This is a genomic window from Streptomyces sp. NPDC047061 (assembly GCF_040643955.1).
GTDB lineage: Bacteria > Actinomycetota > Actinomycetes > Streptomycetales > Streptomycetaceae > Streptomyces.
Genome location: NZ_JBEYVI010000040.1, coordinates 64,026 through 84,398, shown reverse-complemented (window position 1 = coordinate 84,398; position 20,373 = coordinate 64,026). Strand labels below are relative to the sequence as shown.

Below are 20,373 nucleotides of genomic sequence, written 5' to 3'. Positions count from 1 at the left end.
AGATCACAAGGAGCCCGTTCAACCATGTCCGACGCCGTCTCTCCCGCACCGTCGAAGGACGCCTCTCTCACTGACCGCCTGACCCTGCCCCGCTACCCGCTCAGCAGCACCTACGACGCCCGGTGGGCCGTCGAGAACCAGATGGGCCCGCACGCCCTGTGGCTGCTGGAGTGGCTGGCCCCCGCCCTCGGCCTGGACGCGCTGCGCCCCTGCGCGCGCGTGCTCGACCTGGGCTGCGGCCGGGCGATGACCTCGATCTTCCTGGCCAGGGAGTTCCATGCACAGGTCACCGCCGCGGACCTGTGGATCAGGCCCGACGACAACGCCCGGCGCATCGCCGAGGCGGGGTTCGCCGACCGCGTGCAGCCGGTGCACGCCGAAGCGCACGACCTGCCCTTCGCCGAGGGCAGCTTCGACGCGATCGTCTCGGTCGACGCGTACCAGTACTTCGGTACCGCCGACCTCTATCTGCCCATGCTCACCCGGCTGCTGAAGCCCGGCGGGCGGATCGGGATCGTCGTGCCCGCGGTACGCGAGGAGCTGGACGGCGCCGAGCCGCCGGAGCACCTCAGGGCGCACTGGGACCCCGGTTTCTGGTCGTTCCACTCCCCTGGCTGGTGGCACCGGCACTGGACCCGCAGCGGGGCCGTGCAGGTCGAGGCCGCCGACTGGCTGGATGACGGCTGGCGCGACTGGCTGCTGTGGAGCGAGGTGTGCGCCGCGGAGAGCCCGGACCCGGAGATGGCCCGGATGGCCCGGGAGTCGGTGGAGCTGGTCAAGGCCGACCGGGGGCAACTGCTCGGCTTCGCCCGGATCGTGGCCCGCCGCAGCTGAGGCGGTACGGCCCCGCCGCTGACGACGCGGTAGGGCCTCGCAGCTGACGCGGTACGGCCCCGGAGGCAGCGCCTCCGGGGCCGTACCGGGTGGTGCGGGTGGCTTGCTCAGCCCTCGCTGACGCCCAGCTTCTCCAGGATCAGCTCCTTGACGCGGGCCGCGTCGGCCTGGCCGCGGGTCGCCTTCATGACCGCGCCGACCAGGGCGCCGGCCGCGGCCACCTTGCCGCCGCGGATCTTGTCCGCGACGCCCGGGTTGCCGGCGATGGCCTCCTCGACGGCGGCGGTCAGTGCGCCCTCGTCGGAGACGACCTTCAGACCGCGCTTGTCGACGACCTCGTCCGGGGTGCCCTCGCCCGCGAGGACGCCCTCGATGACCTGGCGGGCCAGCTTGTCGTTGAGGTCACCCTTCGAGACCAGCTCGGTGACCCGGGCGACCTGCGCCGGGGTGATCGCCAGCTCGTCGAGCGAGGTGCCCGACTCGTTGGCGCTGCGCGCCAGTTCGCCCATCCACCACTTGCGGGCGGAGGCCGCGTCGGCACCGGCGTCGATGGTGGCGACGATCAGGTCCAGCGCACCGGCGTTCAGGATCGCCTGCATCTCGGTGGCCGAGATGCCCCACTCCGCGAGGAGGCGGCTACGGCGGGCCAGCGGCATCTCCGGCAGCGCGGCGCGGATCTCCTCGACCCACGCGCGGGACGGGGCGACCGGGACCAGGTCGGGCTCCGGGAAGTACCGGTAGTCCTCGGCCTCCTCCTTCACGCGGCCCGAGGTCGTCGACCCGGTGTCCTCGTGGAAGTGCCGGGTCTCCTGGATGATCGTCCCGCCGCCGTTCAGCACGGCCGCGTGGCGCATGATCTCGAAGCGGGCCGCACGCTCCACGGAGCGCAGCGAGTTGACGTTCTTCGTCTCGCTGCGGGTGCCGAACTTCTCGCGGCCGTGCGGGCGCAGCGACAGGTTCACGTCGCAGCGCATCTGGCCCATCTCCATCCGGGCCTCGGAGACACCGAGCGCCCGGATGACCTCGCGCAGCTCACGGACGTACGCCCGCGCGACCTCGGGGGCCCGCTCGCCGGCGCCCTCGATCGGCTTGGTGACGATCTCGATGAGCGGGATGCCCGCGCGGTTGTAGTCCAGCAGGGAGTGGGACGCGCCGTGGATACGGCCGGTGGCGCCGCCGACGTGCGTCGACTTGCCGGTGTCCTCCTCCATGTGGGCGCGCTCGATCTCCACCCGGAAGGACGTGCCGTCCTCCAGCTGTACGTCGAGGTAGCCGTTGAAGGCGATCGGCTCGTCGTACTGGGAGGTCTGGAAGTTCTTCGGCATGTCCGGATAGAAGTAGTTCTTCCGGGCGAAGCGGCACCACTCGGCGATCTCGCAGTTCAGCGCGAGGCCGATCTTGATCGCGGACTCGACGCCGGTCGCGTTGACGACCGGGAGCGCGCCGGGCAGGCCGAGGCAGGTCGGGCAGGTCTGCGAGTTGGGCTCGGCGCCCAGCTCCGTCGAACAGCCGCAGAACATCTTGGTCCTGGTGCCGAGTTCGACATGGACCTCGAGGCCCATGACGGGGTCGTAGGTCGCCAGCGCGTCCTCGTACGACACCAGGTCGATCGTGGTGGTCACGGTGAAACTTCCCTCTCAGCCCAGCAGGACGTCGTCGTCGCCCAGCCGCTTCAGCTCGCGGTACAGCAGGGCGAAACCGGTGACGATCGCGACGGCGGACACGGTGGCGTCGATGAGCCGGAGCGTGTCGTGCTCGGCGCGGGCCTTCTTGATCTGCTTGGCGACACCGACCGCACCGAACGCGGTGGTGGCCATGGACAGGTACGTACCGGACTTCGACTTCTTGAAGCCCTTGGCCTTCGACAGTGCGTTGCTCACAGCGACGGTGCCTCCTCCAGGAGCGGGTGGCCCCACCTTTCCACGAAGGCGGCCTCGACGGCGGCGCCGACCTTGTAAAGCCGGTCGTCCTTCAGCGCCGGGGCGATGATCTGCAGGCCCACCGGGAGGTTGTCCTCCGGGGCGAGGCCGCAGGGCAGCGACATCGCCGCGTTGCCCGCGAGGTTCGTCGGGATGGTGCACAGGTCGGCCAGGTACATCGCCATCGGGTCGTCGGCACGCTCGCCGATCGGGAAGGCGGTGGTCGGCGTGGTCGGCGACACGATCACGTCGACCTGCTCGAAGGCCTTCTCGAAGTCGCGCGTGATGAGCGTGCGGACCTTCTGGGCGGAGCCGTAGTACGCGTCGTAGTAGCCGGAGCTCAGCGCGTACGTGCCGAGCATGATGCGGCGCTTCACCTCGGGGCCGAAGCCCGCCTCACGGGTGAGGGAGGTGACCTCCTCGGCGGAGTGGCCGCCGTCGTCGCCCGTGCGCAGGCCGTAGCGCAGGCCGTCGAAGCGGGCGAGGTTGCTCGAACACTCGCTCGGCGCGATGAGGTAGTACGCCGACAGCGCCAGGTCGAAGGACGGGCAGTCCAGCTCGACGATCTCGGCGCCCAGTTCCTTCAGCAGCGCGACGGACTCGTCGAACCGCTGGATGACGCCGGCCTGGTAGCCCTCGCCGCGGAACTGCTTGACGACACCGACGCGCATGCCGGCCACGCTGCCGTTGCGCGCGGCCTCCACGACCGGCGGCACGGGAGCGTCGATGGACGTGGAGTCCAGCGGGTCGTGTCCGGCGATGACCTCGTGCAGCAGCGCCGCGTCCAGGACCGTACGGGCGCAGGGCCCGCCCTGGTCCAGGGAGGACGAGAACGCGACCATGCCGTACCGCGAGACGGCGCCGTAGGTCGGCTTGACGCCCACCGTGCCGGTGACGGCGGCCGGCTGGCGGATGGAGCCGCCGGTGTCGGTGCCGATGGCGAGCGGCGCCTGGTAGGAGGCGAGGGCCGCGGACGAACCGCCACCGGAACCACCGGGGATCTTGGTGAGGTCCCACGGGTTGCCGGTGGGCCCGTACGCGCTGTTCTCCGTGCTCGACCCCATGGCGAACTCGTCCATGTTGGTCTTGCCGAGGATGACCACGTCGGCGGCCTTCAGCCGCTTGGTGAGCGTCGCGTCGTACGGCGGGATCCAGCCTTCGAGGATCTTCGAACCGACGGTCGTCGGCACGCCCTCGGTGGTGAAGATGTCCTTGAGCGCGAGCGGGACGCCGGCGAGCGGCCCGAGCTTCTCGCCCCGGGCCTTCTTCTCGTCGACGGCACGCGCCTGCGCGAGGGCACCCTCGCGGTCGACGTGCAGGAAGGCGTGCACCTTCTCGTCGACGGCCTCGATACGGGCCAGGTGCGCCTCGGTGACCTGCACGGCGGTGAGCTCGCCGGCGGCGATCTTCGCGGCGATCTCGGCGGCGCCGAGCTTGATGATGTCCGTCATGGCTGTCTAGTCCTCCCCCAGGATCTGCGGCACCTTGAAACGCTGCTGCTCCTGGGCCGGGGCGCCGGAGAGCGCCTGCTCGGGGGTGAGCGAGGGACGGACCTCGTCCGCGCGCATGACGTTCGTCAGCGGCAGCGGGTGCGAGGTCGGCGGTACGTCTTGGTCGGCGACCTCGCTGACGCGGGCGACCGCGCCGATGATGTCGTCCAGCTGGCCTGCGAAGTGTTCGAGTTCTTCGGGCTTCAGCTCCAGACGCGCCAGCCGGGCGAGGTGGGCGACCTCCTCGCGCGTGATGCCAGGCATGCAGCGTTCCTCTGGGGTGAGTGTGTGTGGTTTGGAGCCAATCCTATGGGGCAGGGCCGGGTACCCGTTAAACGGTTTCAGCGACGGGTGTCCCAGGCCTCGCTGCGCAGGTAGTGGTTGTCGTACAGCTCCTGCACCTCCAGGAGGCTCTCCAGGGTGGCCTCGCCCAGGCGCAGCCGCTGGAGATGGCGGAAGTACTCGAAGCGCTCCACGCCGGGTGTGATGACGACGAGGATGTCGGCGGTGCTGCCGGGGACGGCGGCGAAGGCGTGCGGCGCTCCCGGCGGGATGACGACCAGGTCGCCGCGTTCGGCGGTGACGACGTCGTCGCCGGAGAGCAGGTCGGCGGCGCCGTCGAGCAGGTAGAACATCTCGGCCGAGTTGCGGTGCAGATGCGGTACGGCGCCGTCGGCGCCCTCGCCGAGGGTGACGCGCACGGTGGAGAGCGCGCCGCCGGTCGAGCTGCTGTCGGCGAGCAGCCGGACCCGGGTGGGGTCACCGCCGACCACCTCGGCGTCGGCCTCCCGCACGATCACGGACTCATCGAACTTCGGTACGAACAACGACATTTCCGAACCCCCTGTTGATGACGACGTGTCGCGGGCGATCAGACGAGGAACAGCAGGACGGCGCTGATCAGGACAACGATCGCGGTGGCGAAGTGGATCCCGTAGGCGACCGCCTTCGCACCGCCGTGCCGCAGCACCACCAGCGTGTCGCAGAGCGGCACGAGTGCCACGCAGAGCATGAACCAGGCCTCGGCACGGGCACCGGCGAAGGCGAGCAGGGCGAGGCCTATGACGCCGAACGTGCCGTCCTTGATGCCCTTGACCGTGAGGTAGGCGCCGGCGTCGCCCTTCGGGTCGGCGGGGACGCCGTAGCCGACGGCGGCGGGCCCCGGCTGGAACAGGAACCGGTAGCCGAGGAACAGGCAGAACAGGTCGAGCACGACGGCGAGCGTGTAGGCGGTGACGGTCACGAGAGCCCCCTGTGGGTTGTTTTCTAGCAACGCTAGGACTGATAGCGAAGCTAGCAGAGCATCGACAGATTGGCTAGCACTGCTAGAATCCAGGGCATGTCGATTCAAGGGCGCCGTGAGCGCGAGCGGACAGAGCGGGAGCAGCTGATCGTCACGGCCGCGCGGGAACTCGCGGAGGCGGAGGGCTGGGACGCGGTGACGACCCGCCGCCTGGCCGCCGAGATCGAGTACAGCCAGCCGGTCCTCTACAGCCACTTCAAGGGCAAGGACGCGATCATGGCGGCGGTGGCCGTCCAGGGCTTCGCGGAGATGGCGACGGAGCTGCGGGCGGCGCGCACCGCGGCGCAGGGCACGCGGGAGTCACTGGCGGCGGTGGCGGAGGCGTACACGTCGTTCGGCCGTCGGCGCCCCGCGCTCTACGACGCGATGTTCACGCACCGGGTGGACCTGCCGTTCGCGACCCAGGAGGCCCCCAAGGCCCTGTGGGCGGCGTTCGGCGAGCTGTCGCAGGCGGTCGAGCCGATCGCCGTGGGCGACGAGGACCCCGGCATCCTGACGGAGACGTTCTGGGCAGGCCTGCACGGCATGGTGACCCTGATGCGCAGCGGCCGCCTCCCGGAGGAGGCCCACGAGACGAGGCTTGCGCTGCTGGTGGGGCACTTCGCAGCTCCGTAGGCTTCCCGTCTTTTTGTCTTTAGGGGCGCGGGGAACTGCGCGAGCAACCACAGCGCACCCGCACCCGCCAACACGACCGCACCCCCACGGCAGACGCTCACCTCTTGAGAAACGGTGAACGGGCGGGCGGGTGGGCGACTACTCGGCCGCCGGCAACGCAGCCCGCGGCCGCTGCCACCCCCGCGACCCTCGCGCCAGCAACCACGCCGTGGTCTCCTCCGGCGGCATCGCCGCGGCCACCAGCCACCCCTGCACGGCGTCACACCCGAGGTCCCGCAACCGCTCCCACGTCTCGTCGTCCTCCACGCCCTCCGCGACGACCAGCAGCCCCAGCGAATGCGCGAGGTCGACCGTGCAGCGCACGATCTCCGCGTCCTCGTTGTCGACGGCCAGCCGGGCCACGAAGGACCGGTCGATCTTCAGCTCGCTCACCGGCAGCCGCCGCAGATGTACCAGCGACGAGTACCCGGTGCCGAAGTCGTCGAGCGACATCTTCACGCCGTGGCCGTTCAGCCCCGCGAGGGTGTCGGCGGCCCGCTGCGGGTCCTCGAGCAGCACATGCTCGGTTATCTCCAGCTGCAGCGCCCCGGCCGGCACCCCGTGCCGCGCCAGCCGCGCCGCGACCAGGCCCGCGAACCCCGGCGTGTGGACGTCCCGCGGCGAGACGTTGACCGCCACCGGCACCCGCAGCCCCTGCGCCCGCCACCGGGCGACCTGCGCGAGCGCGGTCTCCAGCACGTACTCCGTCAGATGGGGCATCAGCCCGGACGACTCGGCGATCGCTATGAACTCGTCCGGCGGCACCTTCCCGCGTTCCGGGTGCACCCACCGCACCAGCGCCTCGAGTCCGGCCACCTGGCCGTCGAAACGCACCTTCGGCTGGTAGTGCAGCTGCACCTCGTGGGCGTCCAGGGCGCGCCGCAGATCGCCCAGCAGGCCCAGCCGGTCGGGGGTGTTGGAGTCCCGCTTGGACTCGTACACCTCGACGCCCGTACGGTCCCGCTTGGCCTGGTACATCGCCACGTCCGCCCGGCGCAGCAGCCCCTCCGCGTCCAGCGCGTGGTCGGGGAAGACGGCGACCCCCGCACTGGCCTCCAGGACCAGGGTGAGGCCGTCGAGGTCGAGCGGTGAGGAGAGGGCCGTGACCAGGCCGCGGGCCACCCGGGTGGCCGAGGTCGTGGAGTCGGCGACCGGGAGTAACACCGCGAACTCGTCACCGCCGAGCCGGGCCGCCTCCGCACCGCGCGGCAGCGCGGCCCGCAACCGGTCGGCTATCTGGAGGAGCAGCCGGTCACCGGCGAGATGACCGAGCGTGTCGTTGACCGAACGGAACCGGTCGAGGTCGATCAGCATGAGGGCGGAGCGGGCGCCGATGCGTTCGGCGTCGTCGAGGGCGGTCCAGATCCGCTCAAGGAGCCACTGCCGGTTGGGCAGTCCGGTCAGCGGGTCGCGCAGCTGCTCCTCGGCGCGGGCCCGGGCTATCCACAGGGTGGAGTCGAGGGCGACCAGCGGGATGGAGAACAGCGGGAGCAGCAGCGGCTGGGCGACCGCGACCACGCAGATCAGCGGGGCGATGCCGAGCAGGGCGACGGCGACCAGGCCCTGGCGCATCAGGGCGGTGCGGGCGACGGTGGGCAGGCCGCCGCCGCGCGGAGCGTGCAGGTACCAGAGCAGGGCCCGGGTGACGGCGAGATAGGCGACCGCGACGAGCACGACCTCGGGGGCGGTGGAGACGGTCCAGCCGGCCGGGTCCCAGGGCGACTCGACGGTCGGGACGCGCCCGAAGACGAGGAGCACCAGGGCGCCGGCCCCGATGCCGAGGATGTCCACCGCGCCGTGCAGGACACCCTGCCGCCAGCGGTGGCGCCTGGCTATGCCGACCAGGACGACGACGGTGAGGCTGACCATGCCGGCGGGCACCCAGCCGTAGAGCAGGAGGACGGCGAGGGTGAGGGCGGCGCCGGAGCCGGTGCCGCCCCACCAGCGGGCGCGGCCGAGCAGGACGAGGTGGCCGACGATGATGCCGGTCAGCACGGCCAGCGACCAGCCGACCGTGCCGGACGGGAAGAGCGCGTGGTTGTCGGAGAACGCGCGGTAGAAACCGGCGCCGAGGACGAACCCGGCGGCCGCGACGACCCCGGCGGGCAGCGCGGGCCAGGACAGGTGCCGTTCGTGTTCGGTGCCGACCAGGCCGGGCGGTGGCTCGACGGCGGCCAGCGGCAGCGGGTCGCGGGCGTCCGCGACGCCCACCGTCGGCACGCCCGGCATACGTGGCAGGCCGGGGCGCCGATCGCCCCGCGCCGGCCACCGGCTCGCCCGCCACGCGCACGCCCGGCGGCGCAGCGGCGGCCGCGCGCCCGGGGCGGCGCTCTCGGTCGGTTCCATTCCCGTCCCTCTCACAGCCGGCGGTGCCCACGCCATGCGGTCCGTGCCCTGCCGGGGCACGGGAATGCCCCGACCGCAGCTGGGCACGGCAGGCGCATATCCCAACAGTAGGCCGCAGAAGGCTTCCACGGGCAGCGGTCGTCTACGGTTGCCCGATTGCGCCCCGGCCACCCGTATGCATCTGGTATGCGCCGAACGGGTGGCCTTCAACCCCTACTCCTCGGTCGGAAGGGCGACTTCGGCCGCCGCGTCCGGTCCCTGCTCCAGAAGGACGACAAATCCGTCCTCGTTCAGAACCGGAACCTTCAGCTGCATCGCCTTGTCGTACTTCGATCCCGGGTTGTCACCCACGACCACGAACGCGGTCTTCTTCGACACCGACCCGGTCACCTTGGCCCCGCGGCTCTGCAGCGCGTCCTTGGCGCCGTCGCGGGTGTAGTGCTCCAGGGTCCCGGTCACGACGACGGTGAGGCCCTCCAGCGGGCGCGGCCCCTCGTCCTCTCCGCTGGACTCGTCCTCCAGCGGGACTCCGGCGGCCTTCCACTTTCGGATGATCTCGCGGTGCCACTCCTCGGCGAACCATTCCGTGAGCGCGGTCGCGATGATGCCGCCGACGCCGTCGATGTTCGACAGCTCCTCCTCGGTGGCCTGCTCGATGCGGTCGATGGAGCGGAACTCGCGGGCCAGCGCCTGGGCGGCGACCGGTCCGACGTGCCGGATGGACAGGCCGTTGAGGAAGCGGGCGAGCGGGCGGGTCTTCGCCTCCTCGATCTTCTGCAGCAGCGCGAGGGTGTTCTTCTTGGGCTCGCCCTTCTGGTTGGCGAAGACCGTGACGACCTTCTCCTCGCCGGTCTTGGGGTCGCGCTTGGGCAGCCCGCTGTCCGGGTCCAGGACGTACGCCTTGATGGGCAGCAGCTTCTCGACGGTGAGGTCGAACAGGTCGCCCTCGTCGACCAGCGCCGGGGCGGTGGGCTCCAGCGGCCGGGTGAGCGCCGCCGCCGCGACCCCGCCGAAGTGCTCGATGTCCAGGCACTCACGGCCCGCGAGGTAGGAGACGCGCTCTCTCAACTGGGCGGGGCAGGTCCGGGCGTTGGGGCACCGCAGGTCGATGTCGCCCTCCTTCATGGCCCGCAGCGGCGTCCCGCACTCGGGGCACTCGGCCGGCATCACGAACTCCCGCTCGCTGCCGTCCCGCAGGTCGACGACCGGGCCGAGGATCTCCGGGATGACGTCACCGGCCTTGCGCAGCACCACCATGTCGCCGATCAGCACGCCCTTGGCCTTGACGACCTCCTGGTTGTGCAGGGTGGCGAACTCCACCTCGCTGCCCGCCACGGTGACCGGCTCGACCTGGGCGTACGGCGTGACGCGTCCGGTGCGGCCGACGCCCACCTTGATGTCGATCAGCCTGGTGTTGACCTCTTCCGGCGCGTACTTGTACGCGATCGCCCACCGGGGGGCGCGGGCCGTCGAACCGAGGCGACCCTGGAGGCGGATCTCGTCCAGCTTCACGACGACGCCGTCGATCTCGTGCTCCACGGAGTGCCGGTTCTCGCCGTAGTAGGCGATGAACTCCCGTACCCCGTCGAGGTCGTCGACCACCCTGTTGTGCGGGGAGGTCGGCAGACCCCAGGTCTTGAGCAGGTCGTAGGCCTCGGAGAGCCGGCCGAGGCCCTCGAAGCCCTCCAGGGCGCCGATGCCGTGCACGACCATATGCAGCGGGCGGCCGGCGGTGACCCGCGGGTCCTTCTGGCGCAGTGAACCGGCCGCCGCGTTGCGCGGGTTGGCGAACGGCTTGTCACCGGCCTCGACCAGACGCGCGTTGAGCTCGGCGAACTTCTCCATCGGGAAGTAGACCTCGCCCCGGATCTCGACCAGGTCGGGGACGCGCTCGCCGTGCAGCCGGTCCGGGACCTCGGCGATCGTACGGACGTTGGGCGTGATGTCCTCGCCGGTGCGGCCGTCGCCGCGGGTCGCCGCGCGGGTGAGGCGGCCGTGCTCGTAGGTGAGGTTGACGGCGAGGCCGTCGACCTTGAGCTCGCACAGGAAGTGGTACTCCTGCTCGCCCAGTTCCTTGTGGATCCGCTCGGCCCAGGCCGCGAGGTCGTCGTCGTTGAACGTGTTGTCCAGCGACAGCATCCGCTCGCGGTGCCGGACCGACGTGAACTCCGTCTCGTACGCCCCCGCGACCTTCTGGGTCGGCGAGTCGGGCGTGCGCAGCTCGGGATACTCGTCCTCCAACGCCTCCAGGGTCTTGAGGAGCTTGTCGAACTCCGCGTCGCTGACGACCGGAGCGTCGTTCACGTAGTACCGGAAGCGGTGCTCCTCGATCTGCTCAGCGAGCCGCGCGTGCTTCTCCCGTGCCTCGGCGGGCACCGCCGTCTCCGCCTGCTGCTTGTCGCCGGCCACCGTGTTCCTCCCGTTACTCTGGGTTGTCCGCGAGTGATCTCGCCGCCCGGACGCAGTGGGCGAGCGCCTGCCTGGCGTACGCGGGCGAAGCGCCCGCCAGCCCGCACGCCGGGGTGATGGTGACGGACTCCGCGAGAAGCCCCGGTCGCAGCCCCAGCCTGCGCCACAGCGTCCTGACACCCATGACGCTACCGGCAGGGTCTGACAATGCGGCGTCCGTGCCCGGCACGACACCGGCGAAGAGCCGGGTCCCCGCTTCCACCGCCTCGCCGATCACGTCGTCGTCACGTTCGGTGAGGAGCGAGAAGTCGAACGAGACGGCGGCCGCTCCGGCGCGGCGGAGCAGGGCGAAGGGGACGTCGGGGGCGCAGGAGTGGACGACGACCGGGCCGTCGGCGTGCACGCCGAACACGTCGCGCAGGGTGGATTCGACGAGCTGACGGTCGACCGCGATGTGGGTGCGGTAGCCGGAGGCGGTCTTCACCTGGCCGCGCAGGACGGCGGTCAGGGACGGCTCGTCGAGCTGGAGCACCGGGCGGGCGCCGGGGATGCGCCGTCGGACCTCGGCCAGATGCAGGCGCAGCCCCTCGGTGAGGGAGGCGGCCAGGTCGCGGCAGGCGCCGGGGTCGGAGAGCGCCGACTCGCCGTTGCGCAGTTCCAGGGCGGCGGCAAGGGTCCAGGGGCCGACCGCCTGCACCTTCAGCGGCCCCTCGTACTCCTGGGTGAACTCCTCGATCGCGTCCAGGTCCTCGCCCAGCCAGGACCGGGCCCGCCGGGTGTCCCGGCCCGGCCGGTCGCCGAGCCGCCAGCCGCTGGGCTCCACGCGCGCGTACAGCTCGACGAGCAGGCCCGCGGTGCGGCCGATCATGTCGGCGCCGGGGCCGCGGGCGGGCAGCTCGGGCAGGAAGGGGAAGTCCTCGAAGCTGCCGGTCGCGGTCTTGGCGGCCTCGCGGGCGTCGGTGCCGGGGAGCGAGCCGACGCCTGTGGCGGGGCCGAAGTCGGAGAGTGCGTTCACGTGAGGAGCCTAAGCGGGGCGGGCAGGTGCGGTGTGCGGCCCGCTCACCCCACTCGTTCCGCTCGCCCCCATTTGTTCCGCTCAACGGCACAGCGGGCGACAGGGCGCGGCCCGCTCCGCAGGCTGGGTCCGTCGGCCGGTGCGCCCCGCGCGGCATCGCGGACCGGCTTCCGCGGCTCTCCGGGGACCGCGGCTCCGCCACCGCTCAGGGAGGACGCCCATGACGTCGTCGCCGCACCGCCCCGCGCCCGGCACCCCCGATTCATCCGGCTCATCCGGCTCATCCGATTCATCCGTTCGGTACGGCGACGAACTCTCCTTGCTGAAGGCGGAGTTCGAGGGCGGGTCCGACGTGTGGCGCTCGGCGCTGGGCGGTGCGGTGTGCGTGGCCGATCCCGAGGCGGCGCGGGCGGTGATGGGCAACCGGCACGGTGTCGTCGCGGAGACCTCGGACTTCTACCACCACCGGCACGGTGTCTTCGGGCCACGCTCGGCACAGCTCACGATCGGGCGCGCGGCCCGGAGTCTCGTACAGCGCCATCTGCAGGACCACCGGGCCGAGCTGCCCCGGCTGGTCGCCGAGCGGCTGGCGCCGCGCAGCGAGTGGCCGGATGCCGGGAACCTGCTCGTCCTGCGGCATCTGCGTGATGTGCTGCTGCACCCGGCCGCGCCGCCCCACCTGCACCGGACGGTGGAGGCGATCGTCGCCCGCGCCGTGCTGGCGGGAGCCCGGCAACGCCACTCCGCGCCGTCCCGGCTGCTGTTCCGGCGCCGTGCGCTGCACGCCCTGCACGCGGAGATACGGGCCCGGCAGCGCGCGGCACGGCCGCCGGACCACCCGGCGGGGCCGCGCGACCTCGTCGACGTCGTCGTCGGCGGGGGTGGCCCGGCCGCGGATCCGCGTGAACTCGTCGAGGTCTACCTGTCGTTCCTGTTCGCCACGGCCGGGTCGATCGGGTTCGCGCTCGGCTGGTCGGTGCTGCTGCTGGGCACCCACCCGGACCGGGCCGCCGCGGACCCGGGCCGGACCGTCCGCGAGGCGCTGCGGCTGTGGCCGGTGGCGTGGCTGTTCGCCCGCACCCCGAGCCGCGCGCAGGAGCTGGGCGGGACTCCGGTCACGCCCCGGGACCGGCTGATGGTGTGCAGCTACCTGGTGCACCGGCACCCCGGGTACTGGGAGCGGCCCGACGAGTTCGTCCCGGAGCGCTGGGCCGAGGGTGCGCCCGACGGGGCCTACCTGCCGTTCGGTCTCGGTCCGCACACCTGTGCCGGCGCGACCGTCACCGTACGGCTGCTGGAGGACCTGGTGGACCTCCTGACCCGCGACTGGCGGGTGTCGGTCACCCCTGACGGCGGCGGGCCCCAGGTGGGTCCGGCGCTGGCTCCGCCGCGGTTCACCGCGGTGCTGAGCCGTCCCGACGGCTGTCCCGAGAGGAGGTGACGAGCATGCGCGCGCTGTACCTCAAGACGAAGTCGGTCCTCAACGTCCGACGCACGTACGGGCAGTTCTGGTACCTGTACCACCACATCTGACCGGCCCGCGCGGGGAGGCGACAGCCGGTCGGCTCCCCGCGCTCCCACGAGGGGAACGCCCACGATGACCACCCCGCAGCACCCCGAGGACTTCCTGAGTGCCATGCGGCTGCGCAGCGCCCAGGAGGACGGGATCTTCTGGGTCGACGACGAGCGGCTCGGGGTCTTCGAGCCGGAGGCGGCCCGCCGGGTCAGCGCCGTCAACTGGCAGCGGTACGTCATGCACGACCGGCTGGTCGACCTGGTGCGCCGGCGGCGCAGCCCCGAGATGCGGTGGAGCCGGATCCGCTCCGCCTGGATGACCCAGCTGCACGCCCTCGCGACGGCGGAGCAGCACGGCCTGCTGATCGAGCGCATGGAGCGGGTGCTGGACGCGCGGACCGGGCCGGGCACCGACCTGACCATGCTGATGCAGGACGTGGCGCTGCGGTCGCTGCTGCCCGTCGCGCTCGGCGGGCTCACCGGCGCCGAGGAGGATCTGGTCCGGCGGGACCTGGAGATGAAGCTGGCGCGGCTGGTGTCGCCCGCGCCGGGCGGCGTCCTGCACCATCTGCGGCACGTCGCCGTCCAGGTGCGGGCCGGGCTGGTGGTGCGCCGGGTCCTGCGGCAGCGCGCCCGCGGTCGGCGCGGGCGCGAGCCGGACCTCGCCGACCCCTTCGTGGACCTGCTGCCGGAACTCGGCATGGACCGCGCGCTGGACGTGGTGACGACCGTCCTCACCGCCATCGGCGGCCCGCCCGGGACCGCCGCGGCGAGCGTGCTGTACGAGTTCGTCCGGCAGCCCGAGTGGCGGCGCCGGCTCGAAGCCGAGCTCGGTGCCGTGGACCCGGTGGCGTTCCGTACGGCGCCCACCAGGGCGGCCCCGGTCACCCACCGGTTCGTCAAGGAGGTGCTGCGGATGTGGAGCCCGCCGCTGCTGCTGGTGCGCCGCTCCACGTTCGCGTTCGACCTGGGGAGGACCCGGCTGGAGCCGGGGCAGTGGTACCTGCTGAGCCCGCATCTGATCCACCGTGACGAGCGGGTCTGGAAACAGCCCGACGTCTTCGACCCGGACCGCTTCCTCCCGGGCGCGCCGCACGGCCCGGCCGACCGGACCTGTTACGTGCCGTTCGGCTGGGCGCCGAAGAAGTGCATCGGCGCGAACATCGCCGTCGTCCAGCTGATGGCCCTGTGCCATCTGCTGTGCACCCGCTACCGGCTGACCGTGGACCACCCGGAGGCGGTGACGATGGCCCTGCGGTTCGCGCCGGTGCCGGAGAACTTCCGGGGGCGGCTCACGCTGCGGTGAGCAGGTCATCCGCGGCGCCGTCGTGGCTGATCGCGCAGTTCCCCGCGCCCCTTTGGGGCGCTGCAATCAGGCTTAGCCGGGCAGCGGGCCCGGGCGCACGGTCAGGTCGTTGATCTCGGCGTCCCTCGGCAGGTCCAGGGCGGTCAGGACGGTGGTCGCCACGGACTCCGGGTCGATCCACCGCGCCGGGTCGTACTCCTTGCCCTCCTGCTGGTGGACCTTCGCCTGCATCGGGCTCGCCGTGCGGCCCGGGTAGACCGAGGTGACCCGGACGCCGTTGCCGTGCTCCTCGGCGCGGAGGGAGTCGGCGAGGGCTTTCAGGCCGTGCTTGGAGGCCGCGTACGCCGACCAGCCCGCGTGCGCGTTGAGTCCGGCGCCGGAGTTCACGAACAGCACATGGCCGCGGGCGGCGCGCAGCTGGGGCAGGAAGTGCCGGGTCAGCTCGGCCGGTGCGACGAGGTTGACGTTGAGCTGGTGGCGCCAGGACTTCGGGGTCAGCTCGCCGACCTCGCCCAGGTCGACCACGCCGGCGATGTGCAGCAGCGAGTCCACCCGGTCGGGGAGGGTCTGGTGGGAGAAGGCCCAGGAGAGCTTGTCCGGGTCGGCCAGGTCGCCGACCAGGGTGCGGGCGCCGGGGAACTCGGCGGCCAGTTCCTTCGCGCGGCCCGCGTCGCGCGCGTGCAGCACGAGTTCGTCCCCGCGCGCGTGCAGGCGGCGGGCCACGGCGGCGCCGATGCCGGAACCGGCACCGGTGATCACATGAGTTGCCATGGGCCCCATGCTCGCATCAGCGGGCGGCGGGACCCTGCTCCAGGTGGGCCAGGGCCTGCGCGGGTTCCTCGGCGAAGAACATCAGCTCGGCCAGGGGGCGGGGCAGGAAGCCCTCCGCCTCCATGCGGCGGAACTGCTCCTCCAGGCCGTCGTAGAAGCCGGCGGTGTTGAGCAGGACGACGGGCTTGTCGGTGCGGCCGTGCTTCTTCAGCTCCAGGATCTCGGTGGCCTCGTCGAGCGTGCCGGTGCCGCCGACCATGATCACGACGGCGTCGGCCTTCTCCAGGAGGAGCCGCTTGCGCTCCGCGAGGTCGGCCGCGACGACCATCTCGTCGGCGCCGGGGCGCGCCTTGTCGGCGAGGAAGCCGACGGAGACGCCGACCAGCTTTCCGCCGGCTTCCTGGACGCCGTCGGCGACGACCTTCATGAGGCCGACGTTGGAGCCGCCCCAGACGAGGGTGTGGCCGCCCTCGCCGAGGAGTTTCGCGAAGTCGCGGGCGGGGCGGGTGTAGCGGTCGTCCAGGTCGGCGGCGGAGAGGAAGACGCAGATTCGCATGGGGTCAGGGTATGCATTGCGTTGTGTGGCGGCTGCGGGTGTGTGGGGGTTGCTCGCGCCCACGCGGCGGAGCCGCACATCGAATACAGCCCCGCGCCCCTAAAAGCAGGGCGCTGGCGCACCCGGCGGGAACAAGTGGGCGTCCGTCGGCGTCACCCTTACATGGCCTCTGGACACACCATCACCATCGAGCAGTCCCAGCAGCACGTCCGCGTCACGCACGGGGACCTGGTCCTCGCCGAGAGCGACCGGCCCCTCATCCTGCGTGAGACCGGCTCTCCCGTGCGCTACTACATCCCCGCCGAGGACGTCCGGCTGGACCTCCTCACGCCCTCCGAGACGCACACCGTCTGTCCCTTCAAGGGGACCGCCTCCTACTGGTCCCTGCCGGACGCGCCGGACCTGGTCTGGGCGTACCCCGAGCCGAAGGCCGACGTCGCCCGGATCAAGGACCACCTCTGCTTCTACGAGGTCGACGTCACCGGCTGACGCCGGACGGTCGAGGCGATCGTCGCCGAGCCGACGACGCGGGTGTCGTCGTACAGGACGATCGCCTGGCCGGGGGCGACGCCGCGGACCGGCTCGGTGAAGGTGACGTGGAGTTCGCCCTCGGTCAGTGCCGCGCTGACCTCGGTCTCGCCGCCGTGCGCGCGGAGCTGGGCGGTGTAGACGCCTGGGCCGGTCGGGGCGGCGCCGCACCAGCGGGGCTTGATCGCCGTCAGGCCGGTCACGTCGAGGGCGTCGGCGGGGCCGACCGTCACCGTGTTGTTCACCGGCGAGATGTCGAGGACGTAGCGCGGCTTGCCGTCGGCGGCGGGGGTGCCGATGCGCAGGCCCTTGCGCTGGCCGATGGTGAAGCCGTACGCGCCCTCGTGGGTGCCGAGCTTGGCGCCCGTCTCGTCGACGATGTCGCCCTCGGCCTTGCCGAGCCGCCGGGCCAGGAAGCCCTGGGTGTCGCCGTCGGCGATGAAGCAGATGTCGTGCGAGTCGGGCTTCTTGGCGACGGCGAGGCCCCGGCGCTCGGCCTCGGCGCGGATCTCGTCCTTGGTGGTGAGGGTGTCGCCGAGCGGGAAGAGGGCGTGGGCGAGCTGCCTGTCGTCCAGGACGCCGAGGACGTACGACTGGTCCTTCGCCATGTCGGAGGCGCGGTGCAGCTCGCGGGAGCCGTCGGGGAGCGTCACGATCTTCGCGTAGTGGCCGGTGCAGACGGCGTCGAAGCCGAGCGCGAGGGCCTTGTCGAGCAGGGCCGCGAACTTGATCTTCTCGTTGCAGCGCAGGCACGGGTTGGGGGTGCGGCCCGCCTCGTACTCGGCGACGAAGTCCTCCACGACGTCCTCGCGGAAGCGGTCGGCGAGGTCCCAGACGTAGAACGGGATGCCGATGACGTCGGCGGCGCGGCGGGCGTCGCGGGAGTCCTCGATGGTGCAGCAGCCCCGGGCGCCCGTGCGGAAGGACTGCGGGTTCGCGGAGAGCGCGAGATGGACGCCGGTGACGTCGTGGCCGGCCTCGGCCGCGCGGGCGGCGGCGACGGCGGAGTCCACGCCGCCCGACATGGCGGCGAGGACGCGGAGGGGGCGGGTGCGCTGCGGGGTGTCAGTCATAGCCCCTCCAGGGTACGGGGACGCGGGAACCGGGGCCCGCGAGTATCCGTTGGAGATCGCATGGGGGCACATCAGGCGGTGGCGGGTGATCGGGACCGGCGGATCGGGCGGCGGGCGCTGCTGGTCGGCGGGGCGGCGGCGGCCGTGGGCACGGTGGCGCTGACCAGGGACGAGCTGACGCGGCTGTACTGGCGGCTGCCCGGGGTGAGCAAGGCGCGGGTGGCGGGGGCGGTGGACTTCACTGGCGCGCGGTGGGTGGCGGCGTCCCCGGCGAACTACCGGACGGCGGACCGGCCGGCCGACTACCCGATCGACCGGGTGGTCGTCCATGTCACCCAGGGCGGCTTCGCGAGCGCGGTGAAGGCCTTCCAGGATCCGGCGCACCAGGCCGCGGCGCACTACATCGTGCGCAAGGACGGGCGGATCACCCAGCTGGTCCGCGAGCTGGACGTGGCGTTCCACGCGGGGAACCGGTCGTACAACGAGCGCAGTGTCGGGATCGAGCACGAGGGGTTCGTGGACCGGCCGGAGGACTTCACCGACGCGATGTACGCGGCCTCGGCGCGGCTGACGGCCGCGATATGCCGGCGGTACGGCATGGCGACGGACCGCGAGCACGTGATCGGTCACGTGGAGGTGCCGGGGACGGATCACACCGACCCGGGGAAGCACTGGGACTGGGGTCGGTACATGGGGCTTGTTCGGCGTGTCGGACAGGCCTGACCTCAGGTTCCACCTGTGACTTAATCGTTATCCTGTGGCAGTCCTGCGCGCTGCCTGTGTCCGTTGCGTCCCGCACCAGTGGCGCCAGCTGCGCCTGCTCAACTCGGCCTGCTTTCAAGGGAGTTAAGCATTACCAGGATCCACGGCCGCTTCACAGTTCCGCCGGTTCGCTCCTAACTTCGCCTCAGATTTCGCACAGACCCCAGGACAAACATCCGGGGCCATGACCCACACCACAGATCCCGCCTTCGAGGCGAACAGAGACGAAGAGCAGGTCAAGGGCGGCAGGCGCCGTCGTGCCAAGGGCTCGGAGCAGCCCCAGGCGGAGCACTCCAAGGCCGAGCGCACCACGGACGCCGAGCACTCCAAGGGAGCAACGGCCAAGCGAGGCAAGGGCGTTCACCGCCGGAAGTTCCTCGGCGGCATGGCCGGGGTCGGTCTGGGCGCCGTCGCCGCGGCCGGCTCCACCTTCGCCCTGCTGACCGACGCGAAGGGCAACAAGGCCGGCGCGGCGACCAACACCGCCACCCTGAACATCCCGGACCTCCTGGAGGGCACCACCTCCGACAGCACCACCACCTTCACCCTGGAGGCGAAGACCGGCAGCGCCGAGGTCCTCAGCGGCGTCACCAGCACCACCGCGGGCTACAACCAGTCGTTCCTCGGCCCCACCATGAAGTGGACCAAGGGCGACGTGGTCCTGCTCAACATCACCAACAGCCTGGGCGAGGACACCACCGTCCACTTCCACGGCGCGCACGTGCCGCCGAAGATGGACGGCGGACCCCAGGTCGCCTTCGCCGACGGGGAGACCTGGTCGCCGACGTTCACGGTCAAGGACGAACCGACGACGCTCTGGTACCACCCGCACGCGCTCGGCACCACGGCGAAGCAGGCGGTGCACGGCCTGGCCGGCATGATCATCGTCGAGGACAGCGACGACACCAGCGCGGCGCTGCCCAGCACCTACGGCACGGACGACATCCCGCTGATCTTCCAGTGTCTGGCCGTCGACAGCGCCGGCGACATCAAGTACGACGTCACCGGCTACCTCACCAGCGGCCTGAGCTTCCCGCTGCTGGTCAACGGCACCAACGTCGACGACACCACGCTCACCTTCACCGCGACCAAGACCCGGACCCGGTTCCGGCTGCTCAACGCCTCGCCGTCGGACATCATCACCATCCAGCGCAGCGACGGCGGCACGATGACCCAGATCGCCACCGACCAGGGCTACCTGGCCGAGGCGGCGGACGTGACCACGATCCGGCTGGTGGCCGGCGCGCGCGCCGAGATGGTCATGGATATGTCGGACGACGTCACCCTCCAGGCGGTCATCACCACCGGCTGGATCCGCGGCGGCAGCGGCACGTACGACTTCCTGGCGGTCACCGCGAGCGGCACCGACACCCCGTCCGACCTGCCCAGCTCGCTGCGGACCATCGACCGGTACGACACCAGCGACTTCACGGCCCGGACCATCACCCTCGGCAACAGCGGCGGCACCATGCTGATCGACGGGAAAGCCGGGACCAGCATGGACTCCATGACCATGATCAGCACCACGCTGGGGTCCAAGGAGATCTGGACGATCAAGAACAGCACGCAGCTGGAGCACTCGTTCCACCTGCACGACGTGCCGTATCAGCTGATCTCCATCAACGGCGCGGATCCGACCGGCGTCGAACTCGGCTGGTACGACACCTTCGAAGTGGTCGGCGGCGGCTCCATCGTGATCGCCATGGAGTTCACGGACTTCTCCGACGACACGTACATGTACATGCTCCACTGCCATCTGCTGCAACACGAGGACGAGGGCATGATGGCGGCCCTCATGGTGACGGACAGCTAGAGGGACAGCCCGTGGCCGCTCGGGCCTCCTGAGCAGGCTGCCGCCGGCAGTGGAAGTGCCGGCGGCAGCCGTTCGTGAG

General features: G+C 71.6%; 19 protein-coding genes. 7 read left to right on the top strand and 12 right to left on the bottom strand.

What is annotated here, in order from left to right; all coding sequences use genetic code 11:
* The first annotated feature begins 24 nt into the window (after positions 1-24).
* Complete coding sequence (locus ABZ887_RS40115; protein WP_361301419.1) at positions 25-834, top strand: methyltransferase domain-containing protein; 810 nt, start codon at positions 25-27, stop codon at positions 832-834.
* Between the two features lie 107 nt (positions 835-941).
* On the opposite strand, the gene gatB is transcribed toward ABZ887_RS40115, so the two are convergent.
* From gatB to ABZ887_RS40085, 6 genes are all read right to left on the bottom strand, one after another.
* The gene (gene gatB / locus ABZ887_RS40110; protein ID WP_361301416.1) at positions 942-2,456 is read right to left on the bottom strand and encodes an Asp-tRNA(Asn)/Glu-tRNA(Gln) amidotransferase subunit GatB; all 1,515 of its coding nucleotides are present in this window, start codon (positions 2,454-2,456) and stop codon (positions 942-944) included.
* A gap of 15 nt (positions 2,457-2,471) precedes the next feature.
* Positions 2,472-2,714 (bottom strand): hypothetical protein, encoded by a 243-nt coding sequence (locus tag ABZ887_RS40105; RefSeq protein ID WP_089098594.1) that lies wholly within the window; start codon positions 2,712-2,714, stop codon positions 2,472-2,474.
* Positions 2,711-4,204, bottom strand: coding sequence for an Asp-tRNA(Asn)/Glu-tRNA(Gln) amidotransferase subunit GatA (gene gatA, locus ABZ887_RS40100; RefSeq protein ID WP_361301412.1), 1,494 nt, complete (start codon positions 4,202-4,204; stop codon positions 2,711-2,713). The genes ABZ887_RS40105 and gatA overlap by 4 nt, the downstream gene beginning before the upstream one ends.
* Before the next feature lie 6 nt (positions 4,205-4,210).
* Complete coding sequence (gatC, locus tag ABZ887_RS40095) at positions 4,211-4,507, bottom strand: Asp-tRNA(Asn)/Glu-tRNA(Gln) amidotransferase subunit GatC (protein ID WP_007384860.1); 297 nt, start codon at positions 4,505-4,507, stop codon at positions 4,211-4,213.
* A gap of 77 nt (positions 4,508-4,584) precedes the next feature.
* Positions 4,585-5,076, bottom strand: a complete 492-nt coding sequence (locus ABZ887_RS40090; protein WP_361301409.1) for a cupin domain-containing protein — start codon at positions 5,074-5,076, stop codon at positions 4,585-4,587.
* 38 nt (positions 5,077-5,114) lie between these two features.
* Entirely contained in the window at positions 5,115-5,486 is a 372-nt protein-coding gene (locus ABZ887_RS40085) for a DUF4267 domain-containing protein (RefSeq protein WP_361301406.1), read from the bottom strand.
* Between the two features lie 96 nt (positions 5,487-5,582).
* Between ABZ887_RS40085 and ABZ887_RS40080 the strand changes: the two genes are divergently transcribed.
* Positions 5,583-6,161, top strand: coding sequence for a TetR/AcrR family transcriptional regulator (locus ABZ887_RS40080; RefSeq protein ID WP_361301403.1), 579 nt, complete (start codon positions 5,583-5,585; stop codon positions 6,159-6,161).
* Positions 6,162-6,299: 138 nt separating this feature from the next.
* Here the strand turns inward: ABZ887_RS40080 and ABZ887_RS40075 are convergent, their stop codons facing one another.
* The 3 genes from ABZ887_RS40075 to ABZ887_RS40065 form a co-directional block, all read right to left on the bottom strand.
* Positions 6,300-8,546 (bottom strand): bifunctional diguanylate cyclase/phosphodiesterase, encoded by a 2,247-nt coding sequence (locus ABZ887_RS40075; protein WP_361301400.1) that lies wholly within the window; start codon positions 8,544-8,546, stop codon positions 6,300-6,302.
* A 213-nt stretch (positions 8,547-8,759) separates the two neighbouring features.
* A complete protein-coding gene (gene ligA, locus ABZ887_RS40070) occupies positions 8,760-10,955 on the bottom strand; it encodes an NAD-dependent DNA ligase LigA (RefSeq protein WP_361301397.1) in 2,196 nt (731 codons plus the stop codon).
* A 13-nt stretch (positions 10,956-10,968) separates the two neighbouring features.
* Positions 10,969-11,970, bottom strand: a complete 1,002-nt coding sequence (locus ABZ887_RS40065; RefSeq protein WP_361301394.1) for a methionine synthase — start codon at positions 11,968-11,970, stop codon at positions 10,969-10,971.
* A gap of 319 nt (positions 11,971-12,289) precedes the next feature.
* Between ABZ887_RS40065 and ABZ887_RS40060 the strand changes: the two genes are divergently transcribed.
* Entirely contained in the window at positions 12,290-13,411 is a 1,122-nt protein-coding gene (locus ABZ887_RS40060; RefSeq protein WP_361301391.1) for a cytochrome P450, read from the top strand.
* 156 nt (positions 13,412-13,567) lie between these two features.
* The gene (locus tag ABZ887_RS40055; RefSeq protein ID WP_361301388.1) at positions 13,568-14,791 is read left to right on the top strand and encodes a cytochrome P450; all 1,224 of its coding nucleotides are present in this window, start codon (positions 13,568-13,570) and stop codon (positions 14,789-14,791) included.
* 72 nt (positions 14,792-14,863) lie between these two features.
* On the opposite strand, the gene ABZ887_RS40050 is transcribed toward ABZ887_RS40055, so the two are convergent.
* Both ABZ887_RS40050 and ABZ887_RS40045 read right to left on the bottom strand, forming a co-directional pair.
* Complete coding sequence (locus tag ABZ887_RS40050; protein WP_361301385.1) at positions 14,864-15,562, bottom strand: SDR family oxidoreductase; 699 nt, start codon at positions 15,560-15,562, stop codon at positions 14,864-14,866.
* A gap of 16 nt (positions 15,563-15,578) precedes the next feature.
* Positions 15,579-16,118, bottom strand: a complete 540-nt coding sequence (locus ABZ887_RS40045; RefSeq protein WP_361301382.1) for a TIGR00730 family Rossman fold protein — start codon at positions 16,116-16,118, stop codon at positions 15,579-15,581.
* Positions 16,119-16,280: 162 nt separating this feature from the next.
* On the opposite strand from ABZ887_RS40045, the gene ABZ887_RS40040 reads away from it, so the two are divergent.
* Positions 16,281-16,607 carry a DUF427 domain-containing protein gene (locus ABZ887_RS40040; RefSeq protein ID WP_361301379.1) on the top strand — a complete coding sequence of 109 codons (327 nt, stop codon included), beginning with the start codon at positions 16,281-16,283 and terminating at the stop codon, positions 16,605-16,607.
* Here the strand turns inward: ABZ887_RS40040 and mnmA are convergent.
* Positions 16,583-17,719, bottom strand: coding sequence for a tRNA 2-thiouridine(34) synthase MnmA (mnmA, locus tag ABZ887_RS40035; RefSeq protein ID WP_361301376.1), 1,137 nt, complete (start codon positions 17,717-17,719; stop codon positions 16,583-16,585). The genes ABZ887_RS40040 and mnmA overlap by 25 nt on opposite strands.
* Before the next feature lie 60 nt (positions 17,720-17,779).
* On the opposite strand from mnmA, the gene ABZ887_RS40030 reads away from it, so the two are divergent.
* Both ABZ887_RS40030 and ABZ887_RS40025 read left to right on the top strand, forming a co-directional pair.
* The gene (locus ABZ887_RS40030; protein WP_361301374.1) at positions 17,780-18,442 is read left to right on the top strand and encodes an N-acetylmuramoyl-L-alanine amidase; all 663 of its coding nucleotides are present in this window, start codon (positions 17,780-17,782) and stop codon (positions 18,440-18,442) included.
* 223 nt (positions 18,443-18,665) lie between these two features.
* Positions 18,666-20,294, top strand: coding sequence for a multicopper oxidase domain-containing protein (locus ABZ887_RS40025; RefSeq protein ID WP_361301371.1), 1,629 nt, complete (start codon positions 18,666-18,668; stop codon positions 20,292-20,294).
* The last annotated feature ends 79 nt before the right edge of the window (positions 20,295-20,373 follow it).

Bases quoted from the DNA above. Each gene is read 5' to 3' on its own strand.
- ABZ887_RS40115 (WP_361301419.1), top strand. From the start codon at position 25: ATGTCCGACGCCGTCTCTCCCGCACCGTCGAAGGACGCCTCTCTCACT.
- gatA (WP_361301412.1), bottom strand. From the start codon at position 4,204: ATGACGGACATCATCAAGCTCGGCGCCGCCGAGATCGCCGCGAAGATC.
- gatC (WP_007384860.1), bottom strand. From the start codon at position 4,507: ATGCCTGGCATCACGCGCGAGGAGGTCGCCCACCTCGCCCGGCTGGCG.
- ABZ887_RS40090 (WP_361301409.1), bottom strand. From the start codon at position 5,076: ATGTCGTTGTTCGTACCGAAGTTCGATGAGTCCGTGATCGTGCGGGAG.
- ABZ887_RS40080 (WP_361301403.1), top strand. From the start codon at position 5,583: ATGTCGATTCAAGGGCGCCGTGAGCGCGAGCGGACAGAGCGGGAGCAG.
- ABZ887_RS40075 (WP_361301400.1), bottom strand. From the start codon at position 8,546: ATGGAACCGACCGAGAGCGCCGCCCCGGGCGCGCGGCCGCCGCTGCGC.
- ABZ887_RS40055 (WP_361301388.1), top strand. From the start codon at position 13,568: ATGACCACCCCGCAGCACCCCGAGGACTTCCTGAGTGCCATGCGGCTG.
- ABZ887_RS40050 (WP_361301385.1), bottom strand. From the start codon at position 15,562: ATGGCAACTCATGTGATCACCGGTGCCGGTTCCGGCATCGGCGCCGCC.
- ABZ887_RS40045 (WP_361301382.1), bottom strand. From the start codon at position 16,118: ATGCGAATCTGCGTCTTCCTCTCCGCCGCCGACCTGGACGACCGCTAC.
- ABZ887_RS40040 (WP_361301379.1), top strand. From the start codon at position 16,281: ATGGCCTCTGGACACACCATCACCATCGAGCAGTCCCAGCAGCACGTC.
- mnmA (WP_361301376.1), bottom strand. From the start codon at position 17,719: ATGACTGACACCCCGCAGCGCACCCGCCCCCTCCGCGTCCTCGCCGCC.
- ABZ887_RS40030 (WP_361301374.1), top strand. From the start codon at position 17,780: ATGGGGGCACATCAGGCGGTGGCGGGTGATCGGGACCGGCGGATCGGG.
- ABZ887_RS40025 (WP_361301371.1), top strand. From the start codon at position 18,666: ATGACCCACACCACAGATCCCGCCTTCGAGGCGAACAGAGACGAAGAG.